26 protein-coding genes are annotated in these 24,492 nt (G+C 42.6%); 24 read left to right on the top strand and 2 right to left on the bottom strand.

The genetic code is table 11. The features are described 5' to 3' along the window. Window positions 1–9 precede the first annotated feature (9 nt). The 3 genes from nirD to SDE_RS12325 are packed head-to-tail and all read left to right on the top strand — an operon-like array spanning window position 10 to window position 4,409. Window positions 10–339: a nitrite reductase small subunit NirD gene (nirD, locus tag SDE_RS12335; RefSeq protein ID WP_011468831.1), complete on the top strand. Its 330-nt coding sequence runs from the start codon at window positions 10–12 to the stop codon at window positions 337–339. A gap of 23 nt (window positions 340–362) precedes the next feature. Then, window positions 363–2,546, top strand: a complete 2,184-nt coding sequence (locus SDE_RS12330) for a molybdopterin oxidoreductase family protein (protein WP_011468830.1) — start codon at window positions 363–365, stop codon at window positions 2,544–2,546. A gap of 15 nt (window positions 2,547–2,561) precedes the next feature. Further along, on the top strand, window positions 2,562–4,409 hold the full coding sequence (locus SDE_RS12325) for a DmsC/YnfH family molybdoenzyme membrane anchor subunit (RefSeq protein WP_011468829.1): 1,848 nt from the start codon (window positions 2,562–2,564) through the stop codon (window positions 4,407–4,409). 350 nt (window positions 4,410–4,759) lie between these two features. On the opposite strand, the gene SDE_RS12320 is transcribed toward SDE_RS12325, so the two are convergent. Continuing rightward, the gene (locus SDE_RS12320) at window positions 4,760–5,359 is read right to left on the bottom strand and encodes a hypothetical protein (RefSeq protein ID WP_011468828.1); all 600 of its coding nucleotides are present in this window, start codon (window positions 5,357–5,359) and stop codon (window positions 4,760–4,762) included. A gap of 255 nt (window positions 5,360–5,614) precedes the next feature. On the opposite strand from SDE_RS12320, the gene SDE_RS12310 reads away from it, so the two are divergent. From SDE_RS12310 to SDE_RS12290, 5 genes are all read left to right on the top strand, one after another. Continuing rightward, on the top strand, window positions 5,615–6,226 hold the full coding sequence (locus SDE_RS12310) for an acyltransferase (protein WP_011468827.1): 612 nt from the start codon (window positions 5,615–5,617) through the stop codon (window positions 6,224–6,226). A gap of 785 nt (window positions 6,227–7,011) precedes the next feature. Next, entirely contained in the window at window positions 7,012–7,512 is a 501-nt protein-coding gene (locus SDE_RS12305; protein ID WP_011468826.1) for a hypothetical protein, read from the top strand. Between the two features lie 569 nt (window positions 7,513–8,081). Then, a complete protein-coding gene (locus tag SDE_RS22670) occupies window positions 8,082–8,384 on the top strand; it encodes a hypothetical protein (protein ID WP_143710891.1) in 303 nt (100 codons plus the stop codon). A 278-nt stretch (window positions 8,385–8,662) separates the two neighbouring features. Further along, window positions 8,663–8,983, top strand: coding sequence for a glutaredoxin (locus SDE_RS12295; RefSeq protein ID WP_226986422.1), 321 nt, complete (start codon window positions 8,663–8,665; stop codon window positions 8,981–8,983). A 1,107-nt stretch (window positions 8,984–10,090) separates the two neighbouring features. Further along, window positions 10,091–10,528: a DUF4262 domain-containing protein gene (locus SDE_RS12290; protein WP_011468825.1), complete on the top strand. Its 438-nt coding sequence runs from the start codon at window positions 10,091–10,093 to the stop codon at window positions 10,526–10,528. A 495-nt stretch (window positions 10,529–11,023) separates the two neighbouring features. Here the strand turns inward: SDE_RS12290 and SDE_RS12285 are convergent, their stop codons facing one another. Further along, complete coding sequence (locus SDE_RS12285; protein ID WP_041324801.1) at window positions 11,024–12,070, bottom strand: IS110 family transposase; 1,047 nt, start codon at window positions 12,068–12,070, stop codon at window positions 11,024–11,026. A 226-nt stretch (window positions 12,071–12,296) separates the two neighbouring features. Between SDE_RS12285 and SDE_RS12280 the strand changes: the two genes are divergently transcribed. From SDE_RS12280 to SDE_RS12190, 16 genes are all read left to right on the top strand, one after another. Continuing rightward, window positions 12,297–12,689 carry a hypothetical protein gene (locus SDE_RS12280; protein ID WP_011468823.1) on the top strand — a complete coding sequence of 131 codons (393 nt, stop codon included), beginning with the start codon at window positions 12,297–12,299 and terminating at the stop codon, window positions 12,687–12,689. A gap of 31 nt (window positions 12,690–12,720) precedes the next feature. Continuing rightward, complete coding sequence (locus SDE_RS12275) at window positions 12,721–13,311, top strand: hypothetical protein (RefSeq protein WP_041324664.1); 591 nt, start codon at window positions 12,721–12,723, stop codon at window positions 13,309–13,311. A 93-nt stretch (window positions 13,312–13,404) separates the two neighbouring features. Then, window positions 13,405–13,854: a hypothetical protein gene (locus SDE_RS12270; protein WP_011468821.1), complete on the top strand. Its 450-nt coding sequence runs from the start codon at window positions 13,405–13,407 to the stop codon at window positions 13,852–13,854. Window positions 13,855–13,946: 92 nt separating this feature from the next. Beyond that, window positions 13,947–14,312 (top strand): hypothetical protein, encoded by a 366-nt coding sequence (locus tag SDE_RS12265; RefSeq protein ID WP_041324662.1) that lies wholly within the window; start codon window positions 13,947–13,949, stop codon window positions 14,310–14,312. Window positions 14,313–14,444: 132 nt separating this feature from the next. Next, entirely contained in the window at window positions 14,445–14,870 is a 426-nt protein-coding gene (locus SDE_RS12260) for a hypothetical protein (protein ID WP_041324067.1), read from the top strand. 122 nt (window positions 14,871–14,992) lie between these two features. Further along, window positions 14,993–15,376: a hypothetical protein gene (locus SDE_RS12255; RefSeq protein WP_011468819.1), complete on the top strand. Its 384-nt coding sequence runs from the start codon at window positions 14,993–14,995 to the stop codon at window positions 15,374–15,376. A 121-nt stretch (window positions 15,377–15,497) separates the two neighbouring features. After that, window positions 15,498–15,782, top strand: coding sequence for a hypothetical protein (locus SDE_RS12250; RefSeq protein ID WP_041324660.1), 285 nt, complete (start codon window positions 15,498–15,500; stop codon window positions 15,780–15,782). Window positions 15,783–16,457: 675 nt separating this feature from the next. Further along, window positions 16,458–17,498: a hypothetical protein gene (locus tag SDE_RS12245; RefSeq protein WP_011468818.1), complete on the top strand. Its 1,041-nt coding sequence runs from the start codon at window positions 16,458–16,460 to the stop codon at window positions 17,496–17,498. A gap of 1,060 nt (window positions 17,499–18,558) precedes the next feature. Beyond that, on the top strand, window positions 18,559–18,903 hold the full coding sequence (locus SDE_RS12235; RefSeq protein ID WP_011468817.1) for a hypothetical protein: 345 nt from the start codon (window positions 18,559–18,561) through the stop codon (window positions 18,901–18,903). A gap of 126 nt (window positions 18,904–19,029) precedes the next feature. After that, the gene (locus SDE_RS12230) at window positions 19,030–19,395 is read left to right on the top strand and encodes a hypothetical protein (RefSeq protein ID WP_041324657.1); all 366 of its coding nucleotides are present in this window, start codon (window positions 19,030–19,032) and stop codon (window positions 19,393–19,395) included. Window positions 19,396–20,001: 606 nt separating this feature from the next. Next, window positions 20,002–20,358, top strand: a complete 357-nt coding sequence (locus SDE_RS12225) for a hypothetical protein (protein WP_143710890.1) — start codon at window positions 20,002–20,004, stop codon at window positions 20,356–20,358. Window positions 20,359–20,475: 117 nt separating this feature from the next. Beyond that, window positions 20,476–20,694 carry a hypothetical protein gene (locus SDE_RS12220; protein WP_041324655.1) on the top strand — a complete coding sequence of 73 codons (219 nt, stop codon included), beginning with the start codon at window positions 20,476–20,478 and terminating at the stop codon, window positions 20,692–20,694. Window positions 20,695–21,045: 351 nt separating this feature from the next. Beyond that, window positions 21,046–21,624, top strand: coding sequence for a hypothetical protein (locus SDE_RS12210; protein WP_011468814.1), 579 nt, complete (start codon window positions 21,046–21,048; stop codon window positions 21,622–21,624). Between the two features lie 126 nt (window positions 21,625–21,750). Further along, window positions 21,751–22,269 (top strand): DUF4303 domain-containing protein, encoded by a 519-nt coding sequence (locus SDE_RS21330; protein ID WP_011468813.1) that lies wholly within the window; start codon window positions 21,751–21,753, stop codon window positions 22,267–22,269. 602 nt (window positions 22,270–22,871) lie between these two features. Beyond that, entirely contained in the window at window positions 22,872–23,291 is a 420-nt protein-coding gene (locus SDE_RS12195) for a hypothetical protein (protein WP_011468812.1), read from the top strand. An 80-nt stretch (window positions 23,292–23,371) separates the two neighbouring features. Beyond that, window positions 23,372–24,118: a DUF2971 domain-containing protein gene (locus tag SDE_RS12190; RefSeq protein ID WP_011468811.1), complete on the top strand. Its 747-nt coding sequence runs from the start codon at window positions 23,372–23,374 to the stop codon at window positions 24,116–24,118. The last annotated feature ends 374 nt before the right edge of the window (window positions 24,119–24,492 follow it).

The raw sequence follows: 24,492 nt of genomic DNA, 5'->3' as shown, positions 1-24,492 counted from the left end.
AGAATAAAAATGTCAGATTTAAATTGGGAAACAGTTTGTGATGCCAGTGACCTGCTGCCAGAAATTGGTGCGCGCGCATTGCTAGGTAAAGATCAAGTTGCAATGTTTCGTATTAAAGACAAGTTGTTTGCGGTAAACGCTATCGACCCCTTTACCAATGCGGCAGTGCTAGCGCGCGGTATTGTTGGTTCGCTAAAAAATCAAATAGTCGTGGCCTCGCCACTGCTAAAGCAGCACTTTAATTTAGAAACCGGTAGCTGCTTAGAAGACGAAACAGTAAGCATTAAAACGTACGCAATCCGTGAAAATGACGGAAAAATTCAACTAGCGTTGAAATAAGTCACAAGGATACTGGGGGCGTCATGCTATTTGGTCGTAGAAAAAAGAATCCAATCGTCATTAGAGATAAGGGCGTAACCGAGTGGAAATATGCCACTTGCGGTTACTGCTCTGTAGGTTGCTCTATAGAAATTGGCGTAAATAAAGAGGGTACACCTGTTACTACCCGCGGTGTGGGTGGGGCAGATGTAAACCGAGGTAAGCTCTGCATTAAAGGGCTTACCGAAGCGCAAATATTCCAAGCGGCTGGCCGTGGGGCAGAGCCAAAAATTCGAAATAAAACATTCGAAGATTGGCAAATAACCGATTGGGATACAGCGCTGGATAAAACCGCAGCAGAATTCAAACGTATCCAAGAAAAATACGGGCGCGATTCTGTAGCTGTTATTTCTACCGGCCAAATAATGACCGAAGAGTTTTACACTCTAGGTAAATTAGTGCGTGGTGTTATTGGTACCAACAATTACGATGGCAACACCACATTGTGTATGGCGTCTGCGGTATCGGGCTACAAGCGTTCATTTGGGTCCGACGGCCCTCCAGGTTGTTACGAAGATTTCGAGCACACCGATTGCTTGTTAGCGTTTGGTTCGAACCTGTGTGAGCAGCACCCCATTATTTACTGGCGTTTAAAAGAAGCGCTAGAAAAACGTAAATTCCCAGTAATTGTTGTCGACCCGCGCGTAACCATGTTTGCGCAATTTGCCGATATTCATTTGCCAATTACACCAGGTACAGACTTGGTGCTATTAAACAGCTTGGCACATGTAATATTAAAAGAGGGCCTAGCAGACCAAGAATATATAGAGCGTTGCTGTAGCGGTTACGAAGACTTTGCTGCAGAAGTAGAAAAGTTTGATCCAACATCGGCCGCAAAAATTTGTGGTATTGATGAAGACACCATTCGTCACGTTGCGCGCTTATATGCAAAAGCTGGCGCGGCTATGTCTATATGGACAATGGGTATCAACCAATCTACCCACGGTTCCGACGGTGTGTGCGGTATTAATAACCTTAACTTAATTACCGGCAATATAGGCAAGCCCGGCGGTACTAGTTTATCTATTACTGGTCAGTGTAACGCGATGGGCACGCGTGAGTGGTCTTCGTGCTCTGGCTTGCCTGGTTACCGCGCGCTAGAAAATGCCGAGCACCGCGAAGAAATAGGCAAGTTTTGGGGCGTAGACCCAGAGTTCTTCCCTAAAAAGCGCGGCTTGTTCCAAACGGATATTTTTCCCGCTATCGAAACCGGTCAAATTAAAGCGTTATGGGTGGTTGCAACAAACCCAATGACCTCTATGCCTAACTCTGCGCGTATTCGTAAAACCATGGAGAAACTAGAGTTTTGCGTAGTGCAAGATTCCTACGAAGACGTAGAAACCGCGCAATACGCGCACGTGTATTTACCCGGCTCGGTATGGGCAGAGAAAAAAGGCTGTTTTACTAACACCGAGCGCCGCGTAAACATTACTACACCGGTAATGGCGCCGTACGGTAACTCCAAGCCAGATGTGTGGATATTCTCGCAAATGGCAAAACGTTGGGAGCAGGGCGCGAAAATGAGCTTCCCGCTAGACACTGCCGATGTGTTTGATGAAATGAAACAGTTATCCAAGGGTGATCATCGCATATTGGATATATCTGGTATGAGCCACGAACTAATCGAGCAAAAGCGCGGTATTCAATGGCCAATGCGCGAAGGCGATAGCGAAGGTACACAGCGCTTATACGCCGACGGCAAATTCTGTTACCCAGACGGCAAAGCAAAATTAATGGCCATGCCTTGGGTGGATAACAACGAAGTACCCGACGAAGATTATCCATTTTGGATGAACAGTGGTCGCGTGGTTGAGCATTTCCATACCCGAACTAAAACGGGCAAGGTGGGCAACTGTAATAAATTTAGCCCAACCCCATATATGGAAATGAACCCAGATGCTGCCGAAGAGTTGGGCATAAAGCATATGAGTTATGTGCGTTTGGTATCGCGTCGTGGTGATGCCGTGGTAATGGTGCAATTAACTCATCGCGTAGCATTCAACGCAGTGTTTATTCCATTCCACTTCCACGATTGTGTAAACCGTTTGTCTCTTGGCTTGCTAGACCCATACTCGCGTCAGCCAGCGTTTAAGCAGTGCACTGTTCGCATTGAGCATGTAGACCAAAAAGAAGCGGCCAAACTAAACGTAGAAATGCGTGCATTCTAACGGGAAGAGAGAAAAATGATTCCAACAAGAGCTGACGAACCCGAATACGCAAAATTAAAAGACCCAGTAACGGCCGAAACAAGCCGTTACGGTACGCCAATTAAACTTACGCCCGTTGGCGATAACGGCGTAAGTTTACGAGTAAATGGCGATTGCGGCATTGGCGACAACCCTAACCGCACCAAGCAACACGCGTTTCACTTTACTGCAGATAACTGTATTGGTTGTCACGCATGTGAAGCAGCATGTAGCGAGAAAAACGATTTGCCACCGCATTTAAGCTTCCGCTCGGTAGGTTATGTAGAAGGGGGGAGTTACCCCAACTTTACGCGCATGAATATATCTATGGCGTGTAACCACTGTGAAGAGCCGGTGTGTTTAAAAGGCTGCCCAACGCGCGCCTACACCAAGCACCCAGAATACGGTGCAGTAATTCAAGACCCAGATATATGCTTTGGTTGTGGCTATTGTACTTGGGTATGCCCATACAACGCCCCGCAATTAGACCCAGTAGCAGGGCAAGTAGAAAAATGTAACATGTGTGTAGACCGCCTAGAAGTTGGCTTGAAGCCAGCGTGCGTATCTGCATGTGTGGGTAACGCGCTTAACTTTGGTGTGGTAGAAAACACCCCAGAAAATCGCGAACAAATAGAAACACAAATACCGGGCTTTCCAGATCCATCTATTACGCGCCCCAATATTCGCTTCCAGCAAGTGAAAACAATGCCGCGCGAAGTTACCCGTACCGACTCCATGCCAGTGAAATATCACAAGAGCAACGTGGACGGTAAGTACAAACCTATTGTGGATCAGAAAAACGGCGTAGAAAAATCGTGGAACGTTGGTCGCTTGTCGTCGCGCGAAAATCCACTGGTTATTTTTACCTTGGTTACCCAAGCGGCAATAGGTTTGTTTGGTGTTAATTTCTTAGGTAGTTTGTTTGGTATAGAAGCCTTCACCAATATTGCCAACTCGGTAATGTATGTGCCGTTGGTAATAGTGGCCTTAGGTTTGGCTGCGCTAGGCTTGTTTATGTCTACCACCCACTTGGGCAAACCGTTGCGTTTTTATCGTGGGTTTAACAACTGGCGTCATTCGCCTGTTAGCCGCGAAGGGTTAGGTGTAGTGGTGTTTATGACCTTTGCAGGTTTACACATGCTTGCCAAAATGCCAGAAAACGCCATTGTGCAATCCATTATTGGTGAGCTAGCCATACCCGGCTTGGCAACCTTTGCCAAAGTAACGGGCGTATTGGGCGTAGTGGGTAGTTTGGGCGGCTTGTATTACATGTACCGTTGCTACCGCATTAAAGCGCGTCCGTACTGGAACCACTGGCAAACCGGCACAAGCTTTGTAGGTATGGCATTAACCCTTGGTAGCTTAGTCGCGGCAGTCTTAACCGTACCTTACTTTGCCATTACCGGTGGCGATTACGTAGCAGTGCTACAGGCACTTGCGCCAGCATTGGTAGCGGGCTTGGTATTAGAAGGCATAGGCTTAATAGGCCACGCCAAAGGCATGACCGACGCAGAGCACGAAGGCACTGTATCGCACTATATACAATGCACCACCTTTGGTAAGTCGTATATTTTGCGTAACTGTTTAATACCTCTAAACGCATTGGCAGCGGTTGCCCTTGCGGTATCGGGCTTAGATGGTTGGTTAGGTTTAATGCTGTGGTCTGGTTTGGCGCTATCGCTAGTTGTAAGCGCATTAATTGGCCGCGCACTGTTCTATGTACTAGTAGTGCCAACCACTATGCCTGGCGCCTTCTTCTGGAAGAACAAAGGCTTCGAAGATCACGCCCGCGAAATAGGCCTAGCGGCCAACCCTGCGGTAGGTGTGGCGATGCATACTCACTAGAGGGTACGGCTAGCTGTGGACAGCGAACCGGTAGTGGTTTGTTCAAGTCTTGCTACTAGCGGCTAGGTACTAGTAATTACCGATTGAACTTATTTGCTTGGTTTGCCAGGCAAGGGCGGGGCAGGGAAGCCCCGTTGATTTGGCGTATTGAATGTTGAGTTTAGTGCGTACAGATTTTTAACGGATTAATGAAGTCGCAATTCATTTTGCGTCTCCTCCAATTTGCACCAGTTTGGCGGCCATATGGCCGCCTTTTTTTGGTTTATTTTGTGTGTTTTTGTGTTTAATAGTTGGGTGCAACACTAAAACTAGTCACTAGCTTTTATCTACTAGCAATTAGCGTTTGCTAGCTAGCGTTTTTTAATCACTTTTAAGCTTTCTTTGGTAAAGGCTTTCATCATTCGCTCAAAATCTTTCTCTACACTGTTGCGTAGTTCATTGCCTCTTTGGCGTGTTTCTTTCGCGTTAGAAAAAAACATCTTTAATTCGCCTTTCTCAATAAACTCAATCAGTAAATTTGCCGAGCCTGTATTTGCGGTTTTGCTTTCCACAAAATGTTTAGCTTGAGTAACATACACGCGTAAATCCTCTACGCTGGCTAATAAAATAACGTCCGCATTTATGGCACTGTTTTCAATTTGATAGCCTGCTTTGGTGTACTGCTCGGTAAGTACCCGTTTAAAAATAATAGAAAAATTATTCTCAATGGCTTGTTCAAAGCCTGGGGCTAAATCTTTGCTTACGTCTTCGCGCCAATATTCATTAAAGTGCACACCTGCAACTTGAATATATAGCGATTTACCTTTTGGGCTCCATTTTGGCGTAGCGGCAACCTCATCGAAGAATTTTGCTTTTATGTGATGCAAAGGGGAGTTTGCGGGCAGGCGTGTGTTCGAAGCCCAAGCAGTGGTGGTAAGTGCAAGCAGGGCAATGGCTAGCAGAGGTTTCATGGTTTTCTCCTACATCTAAGGTCGTATTATAATATATATTGGTGTGGCCGAGTTTAAAGGGCCGGAGGGCAAATTGCTACCATGTGTATGCAGCTATTACGCGGGGAATTGGCGGTGGGGCAGTAAGGCGGCCGTGCTAGCTGGGTGGGCTTGCTTGCTGTTATTGTTACCTGCAAACTTAATGCTTTTTCGCCCGCAGCAAACGCCAGCCAAAATAAGCAATTACTATAGAGCACCGTTAACACAAGCAACCCTATGACAGACCCAACCCTAAAATACCGCGAGCAACACAAACAGCGTTTAAGTTACATGCCTTGGTTGTATTGGACACTTAAGCCCAAGCAGCGAGAGTGGGCGCAAGCATGGCAACAGCAATGGCAACATTACCTGCAGCAAATGGAAACAATAGAGGTAAAAGGCGACTGTTTTATATCGCCAGATGCCAAACTATTTGCCGAGCGCGGCAGGCCAATAATTATCGAGCAGGGTAGTTTTATAGGTGCTCATGCAGTACTGCACGGCCCAATTACCATTGGTAAAAACGTAGGCATAAATCACCACGTAACAATGGATGGGGGCAGTAAAGGCATCACCATAGGCAACAACTGCCGCATAGCTGCATATTGTCACTTCTACGCGTTTAACCACGGCATAGCCGCCGAGCGAAATGTTTACGAACAGCCAGTTACATCCAAAGGCATAGTGCTGCAAGACGATGTATGGCTAGGGGCGCATGTGGGTATTGTGGATGGTGTAACAATCCATAAAGGTGCGATTGTAGGCATGCAAAGTGTAGTAACCAAGGATGTGGCTGCTGGCGTGGTGGTGGGTGGAAACCCTGCGAAATTTATCAAGAATAGAGGGTAGTAACATACCGGCTACCCGACGCACTATTTATGTGTTTTTTTTGTCTCTAAGGTTTCCTCTTTTAAATCAATAGCTTGTAAAGCCTTTGGTTGGTACTGTGAGAAAAAATAGTTGTAAATGTACGGTATATATTATTTGTTTAGTGTGCTTTAATTTTGTGGTTTTAGGGCGAGCGGCCGTTGTTAGCGTTAATTGGCCAATTTTGTGGCTAAAATTGAATGGATGGATATTGTGAGTGCTGCTTTACATACCAGTCTTACGGTGTTCTATTTTGAAATATGTGTTCTTGGGACACATACTTAGCTGTTAGGTGAGAGTCTTGGTTCCGAGAGAGAAGTTTAAATTAGTTTTCTATACCATTTTTACGTTATGTCCATACTTAGGTCTATACGTAATTTTTGGTTACGGATTCGGATTCGGATCGGAACTTTTAACTGGTCCTACTTTTGGATTGTATCTTCTTTTCTGTATGTTCATCGCGCCCATACTGATGGTGTTGATAGCGGTCAACTCATATGACGGAATAAAAGCAAATAGGATTTATAGAGTCCCATTTATAGCCAGTATTTTGTGTGTAAGTTTCCATATTGTATCTATTTGGTCTTTAATCTACTATTTAATAACTTCAGATGGGCCCTTGTTTAATGCTGGTTAATTCACCTAACAAAAAGCTGCACCTGACATTTTTTGCTACGCTCAATTGTGTATGTCGCGTAGCTCCATTTTACACAATTGCTCTCCGCAAAAACTGCAGGTGAGCTTGGCGTTAGCTTTCTCGAGGAGTTATGGAAGAAATATTAAATTGGGCAAGGCCGTTGCTAAGTGGTCTAATTGGTGGCTTAGCCGTCTATTTTATTGTCAGATATACTAAACCTTCCGCAGAAGTAGCGGGTGAGGTAAGAACTGTAGCGTATTCTATGCCATTCAAAATATTCTCGGCTGCGTTAATTCCATTTACTGTATTTATCCTTTACGCAATGAGTCAGTCTTATGAGGGGCAGGAAGTGGCTGCGGGGCTTGTTGGAGGCGGATTTTTAGCCGCCTCAATATTTTTCCCATATCAAGCATTTTTGGTTTCGTTTAAGTACGATAACGAGTGCATTTACTACCGAAGTCCGCTATGCGGTAATCGAACTGTACAATGGAGCAAGCTTTCCAAAGTTGGATATTCATGGCTAGTTCAGGCTGATTATATCGTCGTTGACGGTATTGGTAGAATCTGGTGCTCAAACATGCTTAATGGGTATAGCGAGCTAATGGAGTTTGTGAATGCCAAAAAAAGCTAACAAGTTGCTGCACGCGGACACATACTGCTACGCTCGTTTTTGTGTGTCGCTGCGCTCCATTTTACACAAAAACGCTCTCCGCAGTATGTGCCGGTGAGCAAGGCGTTATGGTTTGTAGGAAAATGGACGATTGACGATGTTGGTAGGGTTAGCGATTTCATTTATGGCATTGATAGGTTTTGTATTCGCCATTGTCCTATTGTTAGCGGCTGCAATCAGATATGGAGTATTTCTGTTTTCTACTAGGCAATCTACTTCGAGAGCCAAGCATGCAATTAGTTACATATTCTTTAAAGATCAATCTGATGATTTATCAATAGCAAAATTGTTTTATCTGTCGGTTTTTTTGTCTGTATTAGCCATTACAATGATCAGCATATTGGGCGGGTAAACTATTGGCTTCTAAGCACAAAAACCATAACAAAACGCTAAAACACCGTTCCGGCCTATGGCCTCCACTGGACGCCCAAAGCTCCGCTTCTTTTGTGCATTTGCTTCGCAAATTTTCGCACAAAAGTAGCTCCACTTTGTGCGCCGTTTAGCTCTGCGTTATGTGCTTAGAGAGATAAATGATATTTAGTCGATGGAAAGAATACGATCCCACTTGGCTAGTCAAGTCCGCGGAGTATCGATTTTCAGAATATACCTGGCTTCGTGATGCACTGATAGCATGTAATAGAGCAAAAATAAGAAGTGATTATTACATCTATTTCGTGAACGAAAAAAAACCGAACAAGCCCGGCTCTGAATGGCAGTTTCAAGAAAGTATTACAATTGAAGATACTCCAGAAGGTGATGTTGTTATAGATGTGATTCAAAAAAATAAGGTGGGCGGCATCGAATTTTTAACTAGGGTTATAGATGGTACCTAAGTTAACAAATATAGTGCAACGGGCACATAACAAGGCGCACCAAGCTCGCCACTTCGTGGCTGGACCTCCACTGCGTCGCTTGTTTTGTGGCTTAACGCTAACGCTACCACAAAACAATCAACTACGTTCCGGCCCTTGTGCGCGGCGTTAGAGTTGCGAGCATCATAGTCATGAGCGATTTCAATTTAAAGGTAAAGAGTTCAGTTTTAAACGCTTTACTAGCAGCTGTTGGTGTTCTATCTCTTTCTTTTACGATTCTTGAAAACTTAGAGAATGCAATGGTTGTTCTTACCGGTATCGCGTTTATAACGGCATCTATATTTGGCTGGTTTTTCTCGGGATGGTATAAGCTTATTCCTGGCGAGCGCTTTCAATACGAGCCCTATGTTGCAACGGTAATTATAAGTTTTCCGTCAGCGCTCACATCAGGGTTACTATATATGGGCGCAATGGCAATTAGTTCAGGCTCTATACCAATTTTAGAAGCGATTATGGCCGGTACAATCGGTGGTTTAATGGGTGCTGTATTTGTATTGCCTATATCACTAATTCTTGGTGCTGCTTTGGGGCGGTATTTAATTAATGGCCAAAAACTCTAACAAGGCCCACCAGGCTCAGCCGCATCGCGGCTTGGACCTTCGTTCCGGCGCTTGTTTTGTGCTTTTCGCTACGCTTGCACAAAACAATCACCTCCACTGCGGCCCCTGTGGGCGGCGTTATGAGCTACCAGCTAGGTATCGCCAAGGTCGGTTTTAAAGTTTAAATATAGGTTAATTTGAATGTGCTATGGAATGGCTATCTTCCTTTGATTTTCACTTCCATTCCATTTGTAAAAGTAATAGGCTAAAGCCAATTACAACGTGCTTTCGTAGCCTTTGGTTGGCAGTTTTAATCCGGTTTAACTAAATTGTAAAAACACACAAATTAGCTAAACCTCGTTGGTGCTAGTCATCAAGCTTGTGCCTGTTTGGTAAATAGTCTTCAGGTTCGTATTATTTTATTGGCTTTTGGGCAACGCTGTATAAGTAAGGTCAAAAGCATATTTGGGTTACTAATCTATTTGGTTGGTATTAAAAAATAAGGTGTTGCAGGTGGGGTTAGTGGTCTCTCATAACAAAACGCTAAAATACCGTTCCGGCCTTCGGCCTCCACTGGACGCCCAAAGCTCCGCTTCTTTTGTGCATTTGCTTCGCAAATTATCGCACAAAAGCAGCTCCACTTTGTGCGCCGTTTAGCTATGCGTTATGAGCTACCAGCTAGGTATCGCCAAGGTCGGTTTTAAGGTTTAAGTTTAGGTTAATTTGAATGTGCTATGGAATGGCTTTTTCCTCGGTTTTTCACTTCCATTCCATTTGAAAAAGTACTAGGCTAAACGCAATTTTAGCGAGTATTTTCTTGTCTTTTTTTGCAATTCCTACTTAAAGCGCAGAAGGTTGGTACTGCTGCTTTGGCTTTAAGGCAACGCGGCTATAAGTAAAATCAAAGGCATGTATGGGTTACTAGTCTATTTGGTTGGTAATATAAATTTAAAGGTGTTGCAGGTGCGGTTCGTGGTCTCTCATAACAAAACGCTAAAACACCGTTCCGGCCTGCGGCCTCCACTGGACGCCCAAAGCTCCGCTTGTTTGTGCATTTGCTTCGCAAATAATTGCACAAACCAGCTCCACTTTGTGCGCCGTTTAGCTCAGCGTTATACGAAGGTATAGATGAGCAACGAATCACTAATAGAGAATATTAAGAAGCACGGATGGCAATGTCAGTACGTATTCGATGCTAATGGGGAAAAAGAGGATTTTTCATATAGTATCGGTTTTGAAGAATCATTTGATCATCCAGAAATCATGATTTTTGGGCTAAAACGCGAAACGATGCACTCAATTCTTTCCGGTATTGCCTCTGACATAAAGGAAGGTCGCAAATTTGAAGAGGGCGTCAGAACTGGTAATGTCTTGTCCGGGGAATTTGAAGTCATTTTTAAGTCAGTAAATGAAGAGTTTTTACCAGAGTACGCGGGAATAGCCACAAGTTTTTATAATAAGCCTTTCCGTATGATGGTCATGTTTTGGCCGGACAAATCAAATATCTTACCTACAGAGGTCGGTTGCAAACTTACGGTTCAAAATGAAGCACTCAAAATCGTATAACACCTATATGACCGGACCTGTCAAAGAACAATAACTCACCAAAACCCTTGGTTTAATGCCTAGAGTTAATAAAAAAGCAATTTTGAATGTTTCTACTGACGATAATTTCATGGAAGGCTTAGTGGTAACTGTACCAAACACCTATTGAGAGTCAGTCCAAATTAACGTTCGACGCTTTCATTCGCTGAAGTAATCTGGATGCCTTAGCTTTACTAAGGCGCTACTAGAAATTTATCGGTTACCCTTGGATCTGGCGCTTCAAAGAATCGGGCTTACGGTGTTTTGTATCCAGTTATAGATCACTCAGTCAAGGGGCAGTCACACGTCAAAAAAGCGTAGGGCGGGTAGCGTGTTCTGTCTATTCAAAGCGAGAGAGTTGGCATTTTTTCATCAGGCTAAGAGTAAGCTCGAAGCTTAAACGGATAACTCAGCTTAGGATCTTTATGCTCGGCACCCTAGTTATACCTGCTAGCTCAAACACGCTACCCTAAACATTTAACTATTTCGAAAAAAGTAATTCATATCAAAGACATCGTTCCTTTTCATCATAAAATAAATAGCGCGTCCCAATTTGTGGGATAGTATGGACAGCGCTTTACCTTTGCCAAACTTCTTGCTTAATTTAGTAACATATTTCTGAGCTTTATCATTTCCACGTATGAATAGAATAGCCGCTTCAGAAAAGGCCCATTTTAGATGAGCGTTACCTATTTTTGAGCCTGATGTCCCCATTTTTTTGCCAGCCGACTCATTCGCACATTTAACTAAACGGGAGTATGAACAAAACTTTTGAACCGTTGGAAAGCGATCGATCGATAGAATTTCATACATGATTGTTAAAGCCAAAATATCGCCAATCCCAGGAACTGTTTTTAATCGGTACAACATTCGGCCATCGTAGTCTTTCGCATGCCTGATAATGTAGTTTTCGAGGTTCCGTATCTGATCGTGAAGGCTGTCCATAACGGCAATATCGGTTTCAACATTAAGTCGTACAGAAGCGTTATCGAAGTGATCTGCTATACCTTCGCGATTACCTTTGTGAACGATGTTTTTGTCGAACGGCTCAAGATTATATTGGTAGTTGGTAATACTAATATGGCTTTGAATCTCACTCTTAATGCGAACCAAATGGCTTCGTCTACGCATGAGGTCGCGAACAGGCCGAAGCTCGGCAGGATAGGCATAGGCGAGAGGGAAATCGCCGCCTCTCATAATGCGTGCGATTTTTTCCGAGTCAACTCTATCGTTTTTGGCCTTTCCGCCGTGAATACACCTCATGTAAAGTGCATGGCCTAAGATAAATTCGATGCCTTCTTTGGCGCACAAATCAGCCAGCCAATACCAAGAAAACATGCACTCAACGCCTACGACAATGTCTTCGCGATAGGGGGCTATGAGCTTTAAAAACGCCTTACCATTAGTAGGTATATTCTTATGAATCAGTATGTTAGCATCAGAATCAAGTATGCAGACGTACATCATTTTGGTATGCAAATCTATTCCACAGTAATGTTTGTGGGAAATGGTATAAAATCTCATATGATGATCTCCTTCTTTAATTAACTTTTGTTGTGGTGATTTAAGTTTAGAAGGTTTCCATTGGTCTCCGGAGGAGGAGGTCATCATAAGTATCAAGGTTGTCAAATTGACAGTTTTTCCGTCGCTCCTTTTTGTGCTAAATAGCACAAACGGGCTCCTCCAAAACTGCAATTTACAACGGCGTTATGAGCTACTAGCGATGAGATTCATTGGAATAATACTAATTATGTTTTCTTCTTTTTCGTTCGCGAGTGGTGGGCCTAAAGAAGTAACATTAACTCCTGAGTTGGCAGAGACTTTGGGGTTTGCTATTAAGGTAAATCCTGAAGGCGTTGCAACCATGATCGAAATGCAGGGGCCACTGGAAAGCCCATCTGGTTGTCCTGCCAAAAGAAGCGGGTCATTCCTTCTTGGCTCAAATGGTGAGGAATTATTTGTATATATAACCGAGTTGCCAGTGTCCAATTCAAAGCCAGAAGCTATCGGTTACTACACTAATAAATCGCATGAAATGGGTGTGTTTATTGACTACTTATGTAAAGGTACAAAAGTGTTAAAAAGTATCCGGTACTCTGTGCCATCAATTAGCAAATGGCTCATAACAAGGCCATCAAATTGACCGCTTTACGCTGCGCTTCAAGCGGCAATTTATGGCGGCGTTAGGTGAATGCGTGAAGTCGAGCATAGTAGTTTTTATAAGTTTTTTTCTTGTTGCATGTGCAGCAATAAAGACAGACTACTTTCCAGAGTGGAAGGAGTTAGACTCCTTTGAAAGAGAATGGTTTTCTGCGCATTTGCGTGCAGCTCGCGAAAAGCCAATAAAACTACCATTGTACAGCGAAGTGTATAGGTTTACTTGGCTACGAAGCTTTCATGCTCCAATAGTCGTGAGAGTTGATTGTGAAGCAAGGTGTACTTTAAACGCTAAGCAATTATCAGGAGCAGGTGGTTATTCTCCGGGCCATATTCAAATAAAAGATGAGCGAGAATTAACGAGCGAGGAATCAAATAAACTAAGGTTCCTCGCCGAGCAGATCGACAAATGGGAATATAAGCCTGATGAGGAAACCATCGGCATGGATGGCGCTCAATGGATCTTTGAAAAAGCCAACGGCAATAGCTACCAGTCGTGGAATCTTTGGAGTCCTAGTGGCGAGGAAGCAGCCGATACTTATGTAGATATATGCCTTTACTTACTGAGCTTGACTAAGTTTACCATTGAGAAAGAAAATGCGTACTAAGCAGGCATCACCTAACAATCAAAGGCAGCATCGCCCTACGGGCTGGACGCGCTAACGCGCGCCGCTGCTTTGGGCGTTATAACACTCTAAATCATGAAAATCGTTAACCCTGAAAACTCAAGAGAAAATTGGTTCACAGTGCTGGCTCACTGGAATAAAGTAGCTAATTGGAGCCATTATGAGTTGTCTAATCATCAATTAAAGCAATATCTTAAGCCACTTATTACAAGTCTATGGAACGAAAAAGACTGGATGAAAAAGCGTTATCCGGGTAGAGGAAAGGAAATAGAGGAGTTTATTAATCAATCAAAGCACCTAAAGGTAATCGCCGACCTAGCTAATTCCATCAAACATGGCGGGTTAGATTACAAGCCTCGATCCAATGCAAAGCAAACAGATTATTTTGGTCGTATCACGCTTAATCAAAACAAATCACGAGAGATGTATTACATTGAAATTGATGGGAAAATAGTAGAGCTTTTCCAAATATTGCGCGGAGCATTGGATGAATATGAGCTATTGGATAACCGCCTCGCGTTATAACAAGGGCAGGCAAAATCGTTCCGCTATGCTCCACTGGACTGCCTTCGGCAGCCTTTGCTGCCGGCGTTAGCTGTAAAGCTATATCGGGGAATATGAAAAAATATCTAGTATTTGTGGTACTTTCCGTCAACCTTAAATGTATTGCTGGCACCGAATTCAAGCAGACTCGTTGCGAAAGTCTAGATAATGGCGTGTTACTTATTCAATTTTCCAGTGATGATGTCAAGAGAAGAGTTTCATTGAATCCATCAGCAAATTTAATGACCTTTAAGGGTACTACGGGGAAGGATATGAAATGGGCATCGAAACTTGATGAAGCAAAGTCATTTTATATCGGAAATAATTCAGTGCTACAAGTTTCTTTCAAAGATGGAAGGAAATTCTATTTTGGAAAATTGGATGCAATGTGCATTGCTAAAACAAAAGAGCATCTGGGAGAGCTGTATAGCGGTTCCTAGTGCTATAGCTAACAAGTTGCTCAAGAGGGACGTTTCTTCCGTCGCTTGTTTTGTGCTTTAGTAGCACAAAACAATCAACTCCAGAAACGCCCCTTAGCAAGGCGTTATGTGCCTAAAGAGTTCACGTTAAAAATGAAAATTATATTTTTTATTCTGGTTATATTCTCCTCGGTTGATTTGTTAGCGAATGAATCTTATGTAGAGCGCTGGACTATGAGTAATGGGCTTGAGTGCTCAATAACTTTTGATTCGTCACATGAGCTTCGGTTGAGTACACATTGGGATGGCAATGGTGACCCACCAATAAAAATTAGTGAAGCCAAAAAGATAGTAAGTGATTGGGTTGCGAACGAATATCAAGGGAAGGTGTCAGAAGAAATTGTTCGTTATAGTTTAAGCTCGTATCGTGCTGAAGGCTTTAAAACTAATCAGTGGCTTTATAATATTAGTTTCGTAAAATTCCGTGGTGGTGAACCTGATCCAGATTTCAACGAAAATATTGTTGTTCTGATGGATGGTAGTACTTTAAGTAAACGGTGTAGAATCAAAGGCACATAACAAGTTTGTCAACAGGACATTTTTTGCTACGCTCCGTTTTGCGGTGGCTTCGCCATTTTACCGCAAAACTCCACTACACAAAAAATGCCTGTTACAAAGGCGTTAACTGTAAAAGAGGGGTCATGCTCTACGAAGCAATGAAAAAGGAAATAGAGTCGCAATTTCCGTCGCTGCAATTTAGCACCGATGATGAGAAAAAGCTTATTTCTATTCCTCCAGTTTGTAATGAAGTCGGTAGCATCGATATACAAGATGACTATGATGAGCTAACAGTTTTTGTTGGCAATTTCACTCATTGGCATTGTGGCTATTTCAATGAAAAAACTGACAGTCCCGATGAGGTCAAAGAAATAGTCACAGAAGTCTCTGAATACCTTAAAGATATGTTCAGCGACAAAATATTTATGTGGGGTAGCTCAATGAAAGGTGGTGGCACTCAACTAATCGAAGATGGCTTTAAAACAAAAAAACAAGGCTACGTATGGTCCGGTCCGTATTACAGTTAACAAACAGCTCAAGCCGACCTCCACTGCGTTGCTCGTTTTGTGCTTTTCCGCTACGCTCGCACAAAACAATCAACTCCGTTCCGGCGGCTTAGCTGGGCGTTAGAATTCAACGAGTAAATAAATGCGAATTGTACTAATTTTTGCTGGTTTTATACTAAGCGCATGCAGTAACAATTCAATTCTCAGGTTTTCTGTGGAAATAGAGAGAGCAGAAGGAGTTGAAGCTATTGATGCTAGAAGAGCTGTAATGGCTGTATTGAGTTTTGGAAATACACAAAAAGACTTCTATGTTTCCATGGAGACCTTTGAACGCAGTGAAATGGAATTAAAGAGTGAAAGTGGTAAGAATCTTGTTGTTGCAGCTTATTCGGCCTCGAAAGAGAAATGGTATACGATGTTAGCGTAGAGTGTGGCAATAAAGTAAATGCCAATAATTGTATATATACGGTTATAGAAAAATATGCAGTCGAAGAGTGAAATTCTAACAATTCGCTCAAACATCGTTCCGGCCTTTGGCCTCCACTGGACGCCCAAAGCTCCGCTCGTTTGTGCATTTGCTTCGCAAATTATTGCACAAACCAGCTCCACTTTGTGCGCCGTTTAGCTATGCGTTATGAGCTACCAGCTAGGTATCGCCAAGGTCGGTTTTAAGGTTTTAATTTAGGTTAATTTGTATGCGCTATGGAATGGCTTTTTCCTCGGTTTTTTACTTCCATTCCATCTGAAAAAGTACTAGGCTAAACGCAATTTTAGCGAGTATTTTCTTCGCTTTTTTGCAATTCCTACTTAAAGCGCAGAAAGTTGGTGCTACTGCTTTGGCGTAAAGGCAACGCGGCTATAAGTAAAATCAAAAGCATGTATGGGTTACTAATCAATTTAGTTGGTAATAAAATATTTAAGGTGTTGTAGGTATGGTTAGTGGTCTCTCATAACAAAACGCTAAAACACCGTTCCGGCCTGCGGCCTCCACTGGACGCCCAAAGCTCCGCTTCTTTTGTGCATTTGCTTCGCAAATTTTCGCACAAAAGCAGCTCCACTTTGTGCGCCGTTTAGCTCTGCGTTATGAGCTGAAGGAGGAATTGTGCAAATTAAAGAACTGTTAAGTCTTTCTTATTGGATTGATGAAAATGTAAAGAAATTGCAAGTAGTCCAAAAATATCAGCAGCTTCATAAAGCTATGCAGCAGAATGTTAATGCTCGTAACAATCAACCAATGCAGCCTTTCGAAACTCAAAAAGATGCTTTAATCGATGCTATCGAGAAGATATCGCTTTCAGGTCTTACTAATGAGCAAGAGAGAATGCTCTCGAAACTAGAAATATCTCATTACATTGGTTCAGAGGGTGTTACGAATTTAGAAGATCTGCTTTTTAGGAACTCATTAGATATCGCAACTGCGACAGCCGAAGTAAATTCGATCCACGGCAAGCTCACTCAAGCAATTCAGAAGTCTGATCAATTAAAATCTAATCTCGCCTCACTAATCGATGTCGATGACGAAGATTCTGATGAAGATGAGCAGGTTGTTATGCGTGTCCATTTTCAGAATGATGTTTCTCTTAATAATCTTACTGATTTTAAAAAAATGGGTAATACTTGGTGGGAAATTGGCCGTGGAATCGCCATGGCTCATGGATATGCGCCTGAAGATGTTAAGGTTGTTGGTGCTCAAAAAGGATCAATCATTATTGAACTTGCTGTAATTGCAGCAATTGCCACAACAACAAGCACGATCATACTCTCGGCACTTAAAGTAGCTGACAGAGTGCTAACTATCAGAAAGAAAGCCGAAGAAATCAAGGCGCTTAAACTCGGAAATCAGAAATTAGAAGCCGAATTATCAAAGGAAGCTGATAAGGAAAAAAAGGAAGGACTTGAATCTATTACGAAAGAAATTTCAGTAAATTTGAACATTAATCAAAACGGTGATGGTGAAAAATTCAAAGTTCTAGAGAAATCAGTTAAAAATCTAATAGAGTTTGTAGAAAAAGGTGGCGAAGTCGATTTTTACAGTCCTGAAAGCAGCGAAGACAATCAGGATGTAGAGCAAATGAAGGTAAATTTCGCAGAAATAAAAAAGTTAGAAAAGCGCGTACTAGCTATCGAGAGTAAAAGCTCATAACAATCAATTCCAACCGACCGCCTTCGGCGGCGCTTGAATTGGGCGTTATATTTCATAGCTAACCGATGAGTAAACTGAGAAAAATTAAAATTGATGATCAAGCTTATCTTTACGGGATAAAGAAGGGTTTTGATCATGAAGCGCGAAACGAACTAGTATCCTTTCGTGGTTATTTGGATGGATTTAAAACTTCGCCATTCGTAGTGGAGTTCAATGGAGCTCAAAATCCAAGAATAATTGGCGTGTACATACATTTTGAGGGCACTACTAATGCGTACGAACCTAACGTTGCGGAAAAGTTTATACGGTTTGCGCTGTCGCAAGGGTGGGATCCATAAAACGATCGTAAAACTACTGTTTTTAGAAACGGTGAAGAGTTCCTAGATTTTGTATGCAAAGCGCATGGAAAAATATAACAAAACGCTAAAACACCGTTCCGGCCTTTGGCCTCCACTGGACGCCCAAAGCTCCGCTTCTTTTGTGCATTTGCTTCGCAAATTATTGCACAAAAGCAGCTCCACTTTGTGCGCCGTTTAGCTCTGCGTTAGGCTTTTCGAGGAATAGAATGCTACATATCTGTGATAATTGTGGAAAGCGGAGCAAGCTCACTCAAGAAATTAATATTAATCTAGTTGATGCGGTCGGGGCGTCATTCCTACTCCTTGTTACAGCACTCCCCGTGGCATTTGTTTCTTGGATAGCATCTATCGTCCTTGTTTCAACTGATTCAAGCCTAGACTCGATGGCTGGACCACTTCGTACTCTCGTAATGACAGTGGTGTTTTTTGGGATCTTCGTATTTGCTGGGCGGCATGTAGCTAAATACATCAGCCTTTTTGTAAACTATAGGTATTCAATAAAGTCAGTTTGTGTCGGATGTGATCGTGTGTTTCTATCAAAGTCACTGCCATAAGCCTAACAAAACGCTAAAACACCGTTCCGGCCGTTGGCCTCCACTGGACGCCCAAAGCTCCGCTTCTTTTGTGCATTTGCTTCGCAAATTGTTGCACAAAATTAGCTCCACTTTGTGCGCCGTTTAGCTCTGCGTTAGGTGCGCGTAATGCCAGTGGAAGATAAATGGTATTCGATAAAAGTTGAAGCTATAGTTTCATTGTTGCCAGCTAGCGAATCTGGTCGAGTAAATGGAATTACATCAGGCTACCGACCCAATCATAACTTTGGAGGGCCGGAGAATGTCGAAATGAGAATGGGCCAGATCACAGTGCAAAACAATGAGTGGATTACGCCTGGAGAATCTAAGCCAGTGAAAATCCATTTTATAATGCCTGACGGGTATGTAGTAGACTTGTTTCCAGGCCTCATTTGGCGAATTCAAGAGGGTGGCAACTTAGTCGGCAGTGGTAAAATCACTAAACTAATCTCATCAGATGTGCCGGTTAATTAAAGTCACCTAACAAGTGTAGTCACCTGACACAAATTGCTACGCGCCTTTTTGTGTTTCGCTACGCTCAATTTTACACAAAAAGGCACTCCGCAATTCGTGCAGGTGCTACAGGCGTTAGTACTCTAAATGAATGACGTGCGATTTAAAAGAATGCCTGCTATGGGGGCTGGTGAAGGTCCATGGGAATGCGCTCCCTTGGATGAGTTTATATTGTCTACCCTCGGGTTTGTTTACGCATTAAAGTATTTTGGAATTATTCCTCCTCTTCATGTTCTGAATGAAGTCTTAGAGTCGGGATGTGATGATGCGGGAATGGACGGCGGAGCGAGATGGAAACCTTTTTCTGTGTCTAAGCCAGAGTATGAAGAGTTAGTTGAAAATCTTATAACTAATCCAAATCATGAAATTAAGGAAGATCGAAGCCTTTGGGGTAAAACCAATTATGAAAAATGGCAGATGTCTTTATTAGGTAAAAAACCTTGTGCTAAATAGTACTAACAAGTTGCTCAACCGTCGCTCCGCCTACGGCTCCGCTGGACAGCCAAAGCGCCGCTTCTTTTGTGCATTCGCTACGCTCATTGTTGCACAAAAGCTTCGTCACTTTGTCTGCCGGTTAGCAAGGCGTTATGAGCTACCAGTTAGGTATCGCCAAGGTTAACTTTAAGGCCTAAATTTTGTATGTTTGTATTTGCTATGGAATGGCTATTTTCCTCTGTTTTTTTTCACTTCCATTCCATTTATAAAAGTACTAGGCTAAGCGCAATTTTGGCGAGTAGTGGCTTAGCTGTTTTGTAATTTATACTTAAAGCGCAGAAGGTTGGTGCTACAGCTGTGGCTTTAATGCAACGCGGCTATAAGTAAAATCAAAAGCATGTATGGGTTACTAATCTATTTGGTTGGTAATAAATATTTAAGGTAAAGCAGGTGTTATTGGTGGTCTCTCATAACAAAACGCTAAAACACCGTTCCGGCCTTCGGCCTCCACTGGACGCCCAAAGCTCCGCTTGTTTGTGCATTTTCTTCGCAAATTGTTGCACAAACCAGCTCCACTTTGTGCGCCGTTTAGCTCTGCGTTAGGCACCATTTGGATCGATGGCCATGAATAATATTTATGACTTAATAGAAACCATAAGCACAAGAACTGCAATGTATACTGGAGAGCACAAACTCTCCAATATTCGATCATTTATTGACGGGTATACATTTAGCATAAAAAATAAGGCAGAATCCTTAGAATTTCTTTCTGATTTTCCCGGCTTTCATGATTGGGTAGCAAAAAGACTAGGGTTCTACGAATCTACAGCTGGTTGGCAAAATATGATTTTGGCAATCGAAATGGAGTACTCACCGAAAAACATTAAATGGGTTGGGTATGCAGATGGGGCTACTGAACTACAGCATAAAGCGTCTGTAACTAGATTTTTCGATATGGTTAATGAGTACAAAAATGCCTAACAAGTTTGTCCAGTTGACGTTTTGGTCTACGCTCCTTTTTGTGCATTTGCTTCGCAAATTATTGCACAAAAATCCACTACAACCAAAACGCAACTGACAAAGGCGTTATGTGTGATCATGAGCGAACCCGATAGTTTAGAGAAAAAATTAAGATTCGTCTTCGGCTTGCTGGTAATGTTTGCTGTGAGTTCGGTTATTTCATTTTTTATATTCTTAGGCTATGAAGTTGTACATTTTACTTTTTGCTTAATTCTCGGTGTCTTATTTGCATTCTTCGCTGTCTACAAAGGTGATGAGGCATACGAAAAATTGCGCTATTGGCTAGGTTGGTGGTGAACGATGTTAACTTGGATTATTTTGCTTGTCTTTGCCGTACCGTTATACATATTCATCAGGCAGATGATAAAGTCAACCAAAGCCCATGATAGTCGGTTGGCGGAGATACAAAAAACGCTTCGTGAAAAAAGGGAAAAGGAAGTGCAAGAGAAATGGGATCGGGTGAAGAGCAAGAATCAGAAGTAAGGGTTGGTGTCCAAAATGGTCCAAAAACATAACAAGGCGCATCAAGCACGCCCCTTCGTGGCTGGACCTCCACTACGTCGCTTGTTTTGTGGTTTAACGCTTACGCTACCACAAAACAACCAACTACGTTCCGGCCCTTGTGCGCGGCGTTAGCTGTACGTAAATATGAACATCGAAGAATTATCAGAAAAGTTATACGAAGATCTAAATGGTCGAATCACTGCCGTTGATTTTTCGGATGATTTGGTAATCGATTTTCAGTGTGATGACTGGCAGGACTATGACACTACCCGATTTTTTAAGATTACGTGTCACGGAGTAAAAGAAAGTGATGTGCAGCCGTCAGTATCGGGTGAAGTTGAGTTTACTGAGTCTCACCAATTACTATGGAATCACAATGAACCTCATGGGTATCTTTATTATTCCTCTGAGCCAGAAAATAGATACGAAATATTGGGTCGTGTTTGGGAAGCTCATGAAAAGTTATTTGGTGGTTGGCGTCCCCTTACTGATTTTGCCAATACATATCACGCGGGGCAGTTCATAGAGTTCTGTATAGGTTCCAATGGGCAACTAGCTCAGGGGCCTAAGCCTCTCATGGAGCTCTATCAAAATGCGATAGGTAGCCACATTAAAACTAACTATGTTCCCTCGTATAATCCTGAGGGAGGGTGCAAGGCATTGGTGTTTGACACTTGCTTTGTAATATGTAAATCCGTAGCTGTTGCCGAGACCAGCAGCTAACAAGGTGCTCAATTTGACCTCCACTGCGGCGCTTGTTTTGCGGTTTTACGCTACGCTACCGCAAAACAATCACCTACGTTCCGGCAAATTAGCACGGCGTTATGCGCCCTAGGAGTAGAAAATAACATGGAACCAATTAAAAAGGATGAATTGGTAGAAGCACTAGTAAGTGCTGCAATTCCAAGTGTTGAAAACTTTTTCAAGGAACATGCTGGCGAAAGGTTCTTTGGTCTCGCGGTAGAGATACTTGCGGAGGAAGGCTACTTTCATGTAGGTGCTAGCTCCGAGGAATCCTTCCAATCAACTATTGATTCATATTCTAAGTCCGGAGAATCAATGGAGGAGATAATGGGAGAAGGTATTCGCTGGAATAACCAAGAGTGGCAGTATTTTGATCTAAATTACGACTGCATGATTTGGCAAGAAAAATGGAAATCTACGCTAGAGAAGCTCAATAAATACAAAGAGCATATGCGTAACCTCACTGATTCGGAGTGGGATGCAGCACAGGAGGAGTTTAGTGCACTATTTCAAAGCGCAGGAGAGGAGGCTTATCGCCAGATAATCGACTCCGGTGTGCTAAATAGCGTAACAAAAACTCACGACTTTAGATCTTGGGTTTTCGAGCACCACGATGTTTTTTAAAAAGCGCATAACAAGGCCATCAAATTCGCTCCCTACGGTCGCCGGACGCTCGCAAGCTCGCGCCGTTTATGGCGGCGTTAAGTGAAGCTCCAAATCGTGTACAGTGCAAATAGAGTCAAAAATCGAGAGAAAAATTCCGGTGAGTACTAAGGGTTCTAAATGGCGTAGTTTCGTCAAGAGTGCAGTGGAGGAATATGAGGTTGAGGAGCCTACTGTAGTTTTAACTCTCGAGTATTGGAGTGCGGATACTGAGAAATGCTTAAAATTACTGGATAATCTATTGGCAGCGAATAAAGTGACGTACAGCATCAAAAGTAATGGTAAAACCAGTATTCATCAAATTGGCTATATTTCTAAGTATAAAATTACATGCTCAGAAACATCTAAAGACGTTGTATTCTCATGTATAAAGGATGCAGCAAATGTCGGGTAAATCACTTAACAAGTTGCTTCTGCTGACATTTTTTCCGTTGCTCCTTTTGTGCTTAATAGCACAAAAGTATCCACTCCAAAAATGCAGCAGAGCAAGGCGTTAAATTCTTGGAAATATCGTGCCACGAATTCTTACATCAATAATAATTTTGCTATCAGGAGTTCAGGCTATGGCCGAGTCAATGGAGTCAATAAGCAAAGGAAAATCCATTGAAATATCGGGCTTTGATTGTGCCGAAAAAAGTGTGCACATGATCGAATGGCTAGGTCTTGGTAAAGATTACCGTAAATTTGTGGTTTCTGATGTTGAAGGCGAGCTATATAAACAGCAGCCTGGGTCGCAACTATTGAAGTTACAATGTATAGGCGAGCCCGAATTATTAACGGGTGCATTGCCACAAAATGGTGATGAGTCTAAGGCTATCCTTACACGGTTTTCAGCTACCTTCCCATTAGAGGCAACGGTTAATCTTGGTGGTGAAGTTTGGGTTCTAACTATTGATCAAAATTATTATGCAGAGAATCTCAATATCCCAAATGAGCGTAAGCTAACACAAAACTTCAATGTCAAAGGCAGTGCCAAGCAATAAATTTAACAAGGCCAAGCAGCATCGCCCCTTCGGGGCTGGACCTCGCTACGCTCGGCCGCTGTTGGCGGCGTTAGATTTTTATGGAACATCCCGAAGTTAAGAAACTTTATAAGTATCGTGCGTTCAACGAATTCTCATTGAGAATGCTTGTAAATCGAGAAATGTGGGTTGCGAAACCAGCAAGCTTCAATGACCCTTTTGATTGCGCCTTAACCCCTGGAAATCCGAAGACCACTGCTGATCAACTGCATCAGTTGAGTAATCTTATTAGAGAGCTTTATGAGCCTGAAGAAGCCGAGAAGCAAATTAGAGAGATTGTTGAGAGGAATCATCTTAAACCCGTCGAGGAAGTGGAAGATAAATCCATCGAAAAACATATGCTTGAGGCGAGAGAATCGGGCGTATTCTCGTTAAGTGAAAAAAATGATGACATACTTATGTGGTCGCACTATGCGAACAATCATACTGGCTTTTGTATCGAATTTGAGAGAAAGGATGTTAAGAGTAATTTTCTAAGCCATTTTATGTGTAGAAAGGTTGAATATACTGTTGAGTATCCGAACCTACATCGGATCATAGATTTACTGGATGTTAATTTATTTACTAAAGCTGACGGCTGGAAGTACGAATCTGAATGGAGGCTTGTGACTAAACAAGGAAATACTACCCTACCTCTACCAGCACCAATTACAGCCATATACTTTGGTCTTCGCTCTAGCGATGACAGTATCAAAACAGTAAAAAATATCTTCTCAAATGAACAAATCGAATTTTATAGAGCAAGCCGTAAACAAGGGGAGTTTGCAATTGAATTCATGGGAATCTAACAAAGTTGTCAAATTGACAGTTTTTCCGTCGCTCCTTTTTGTGCTTGATAGCACAAACGGGCTCCTACAAAACTGCAATTTACAACGGCGTTAGATTTACGCATGAATCGAATTACGAATAAGCATAAAAGAAACTCTTCAGGAGAATGGGGAAAGCACCCAAGACCATATCTTAAGCAGTTGGGTAATTCACGACTCCGGAGTTTAGATATTGATGGATGCGACTCCAAGCATAAAAAGCGAAAGGTATTTAAAAGGTTTTCGATTGCTAATAGGTGTGTTTTTTGCCTAGACCATATACCTAAACAGTGGGTGAATAACACTTACAAACACCATGGTAGCTGTAAAAAATGTGGCGCAGTAAAACAAGGCGC

The sequence above is a fragment of the Saccharophagus degradans 2-40 genome, assembly GCF_000013665.1.
Taxonomy (GTDB): domain Bacteria; phylum Pseudomonadota; class Gammaproteobacteria; order Pseudomonadales; family Cellvibrionaceae; genus Saccharophagus; species Saccharophagus degradans.
The sequence above is the reverse complement of the archived record's forward strand: the minus strand, read 5'-3'. Positions and strand labels throughout refer to the sequence as shown.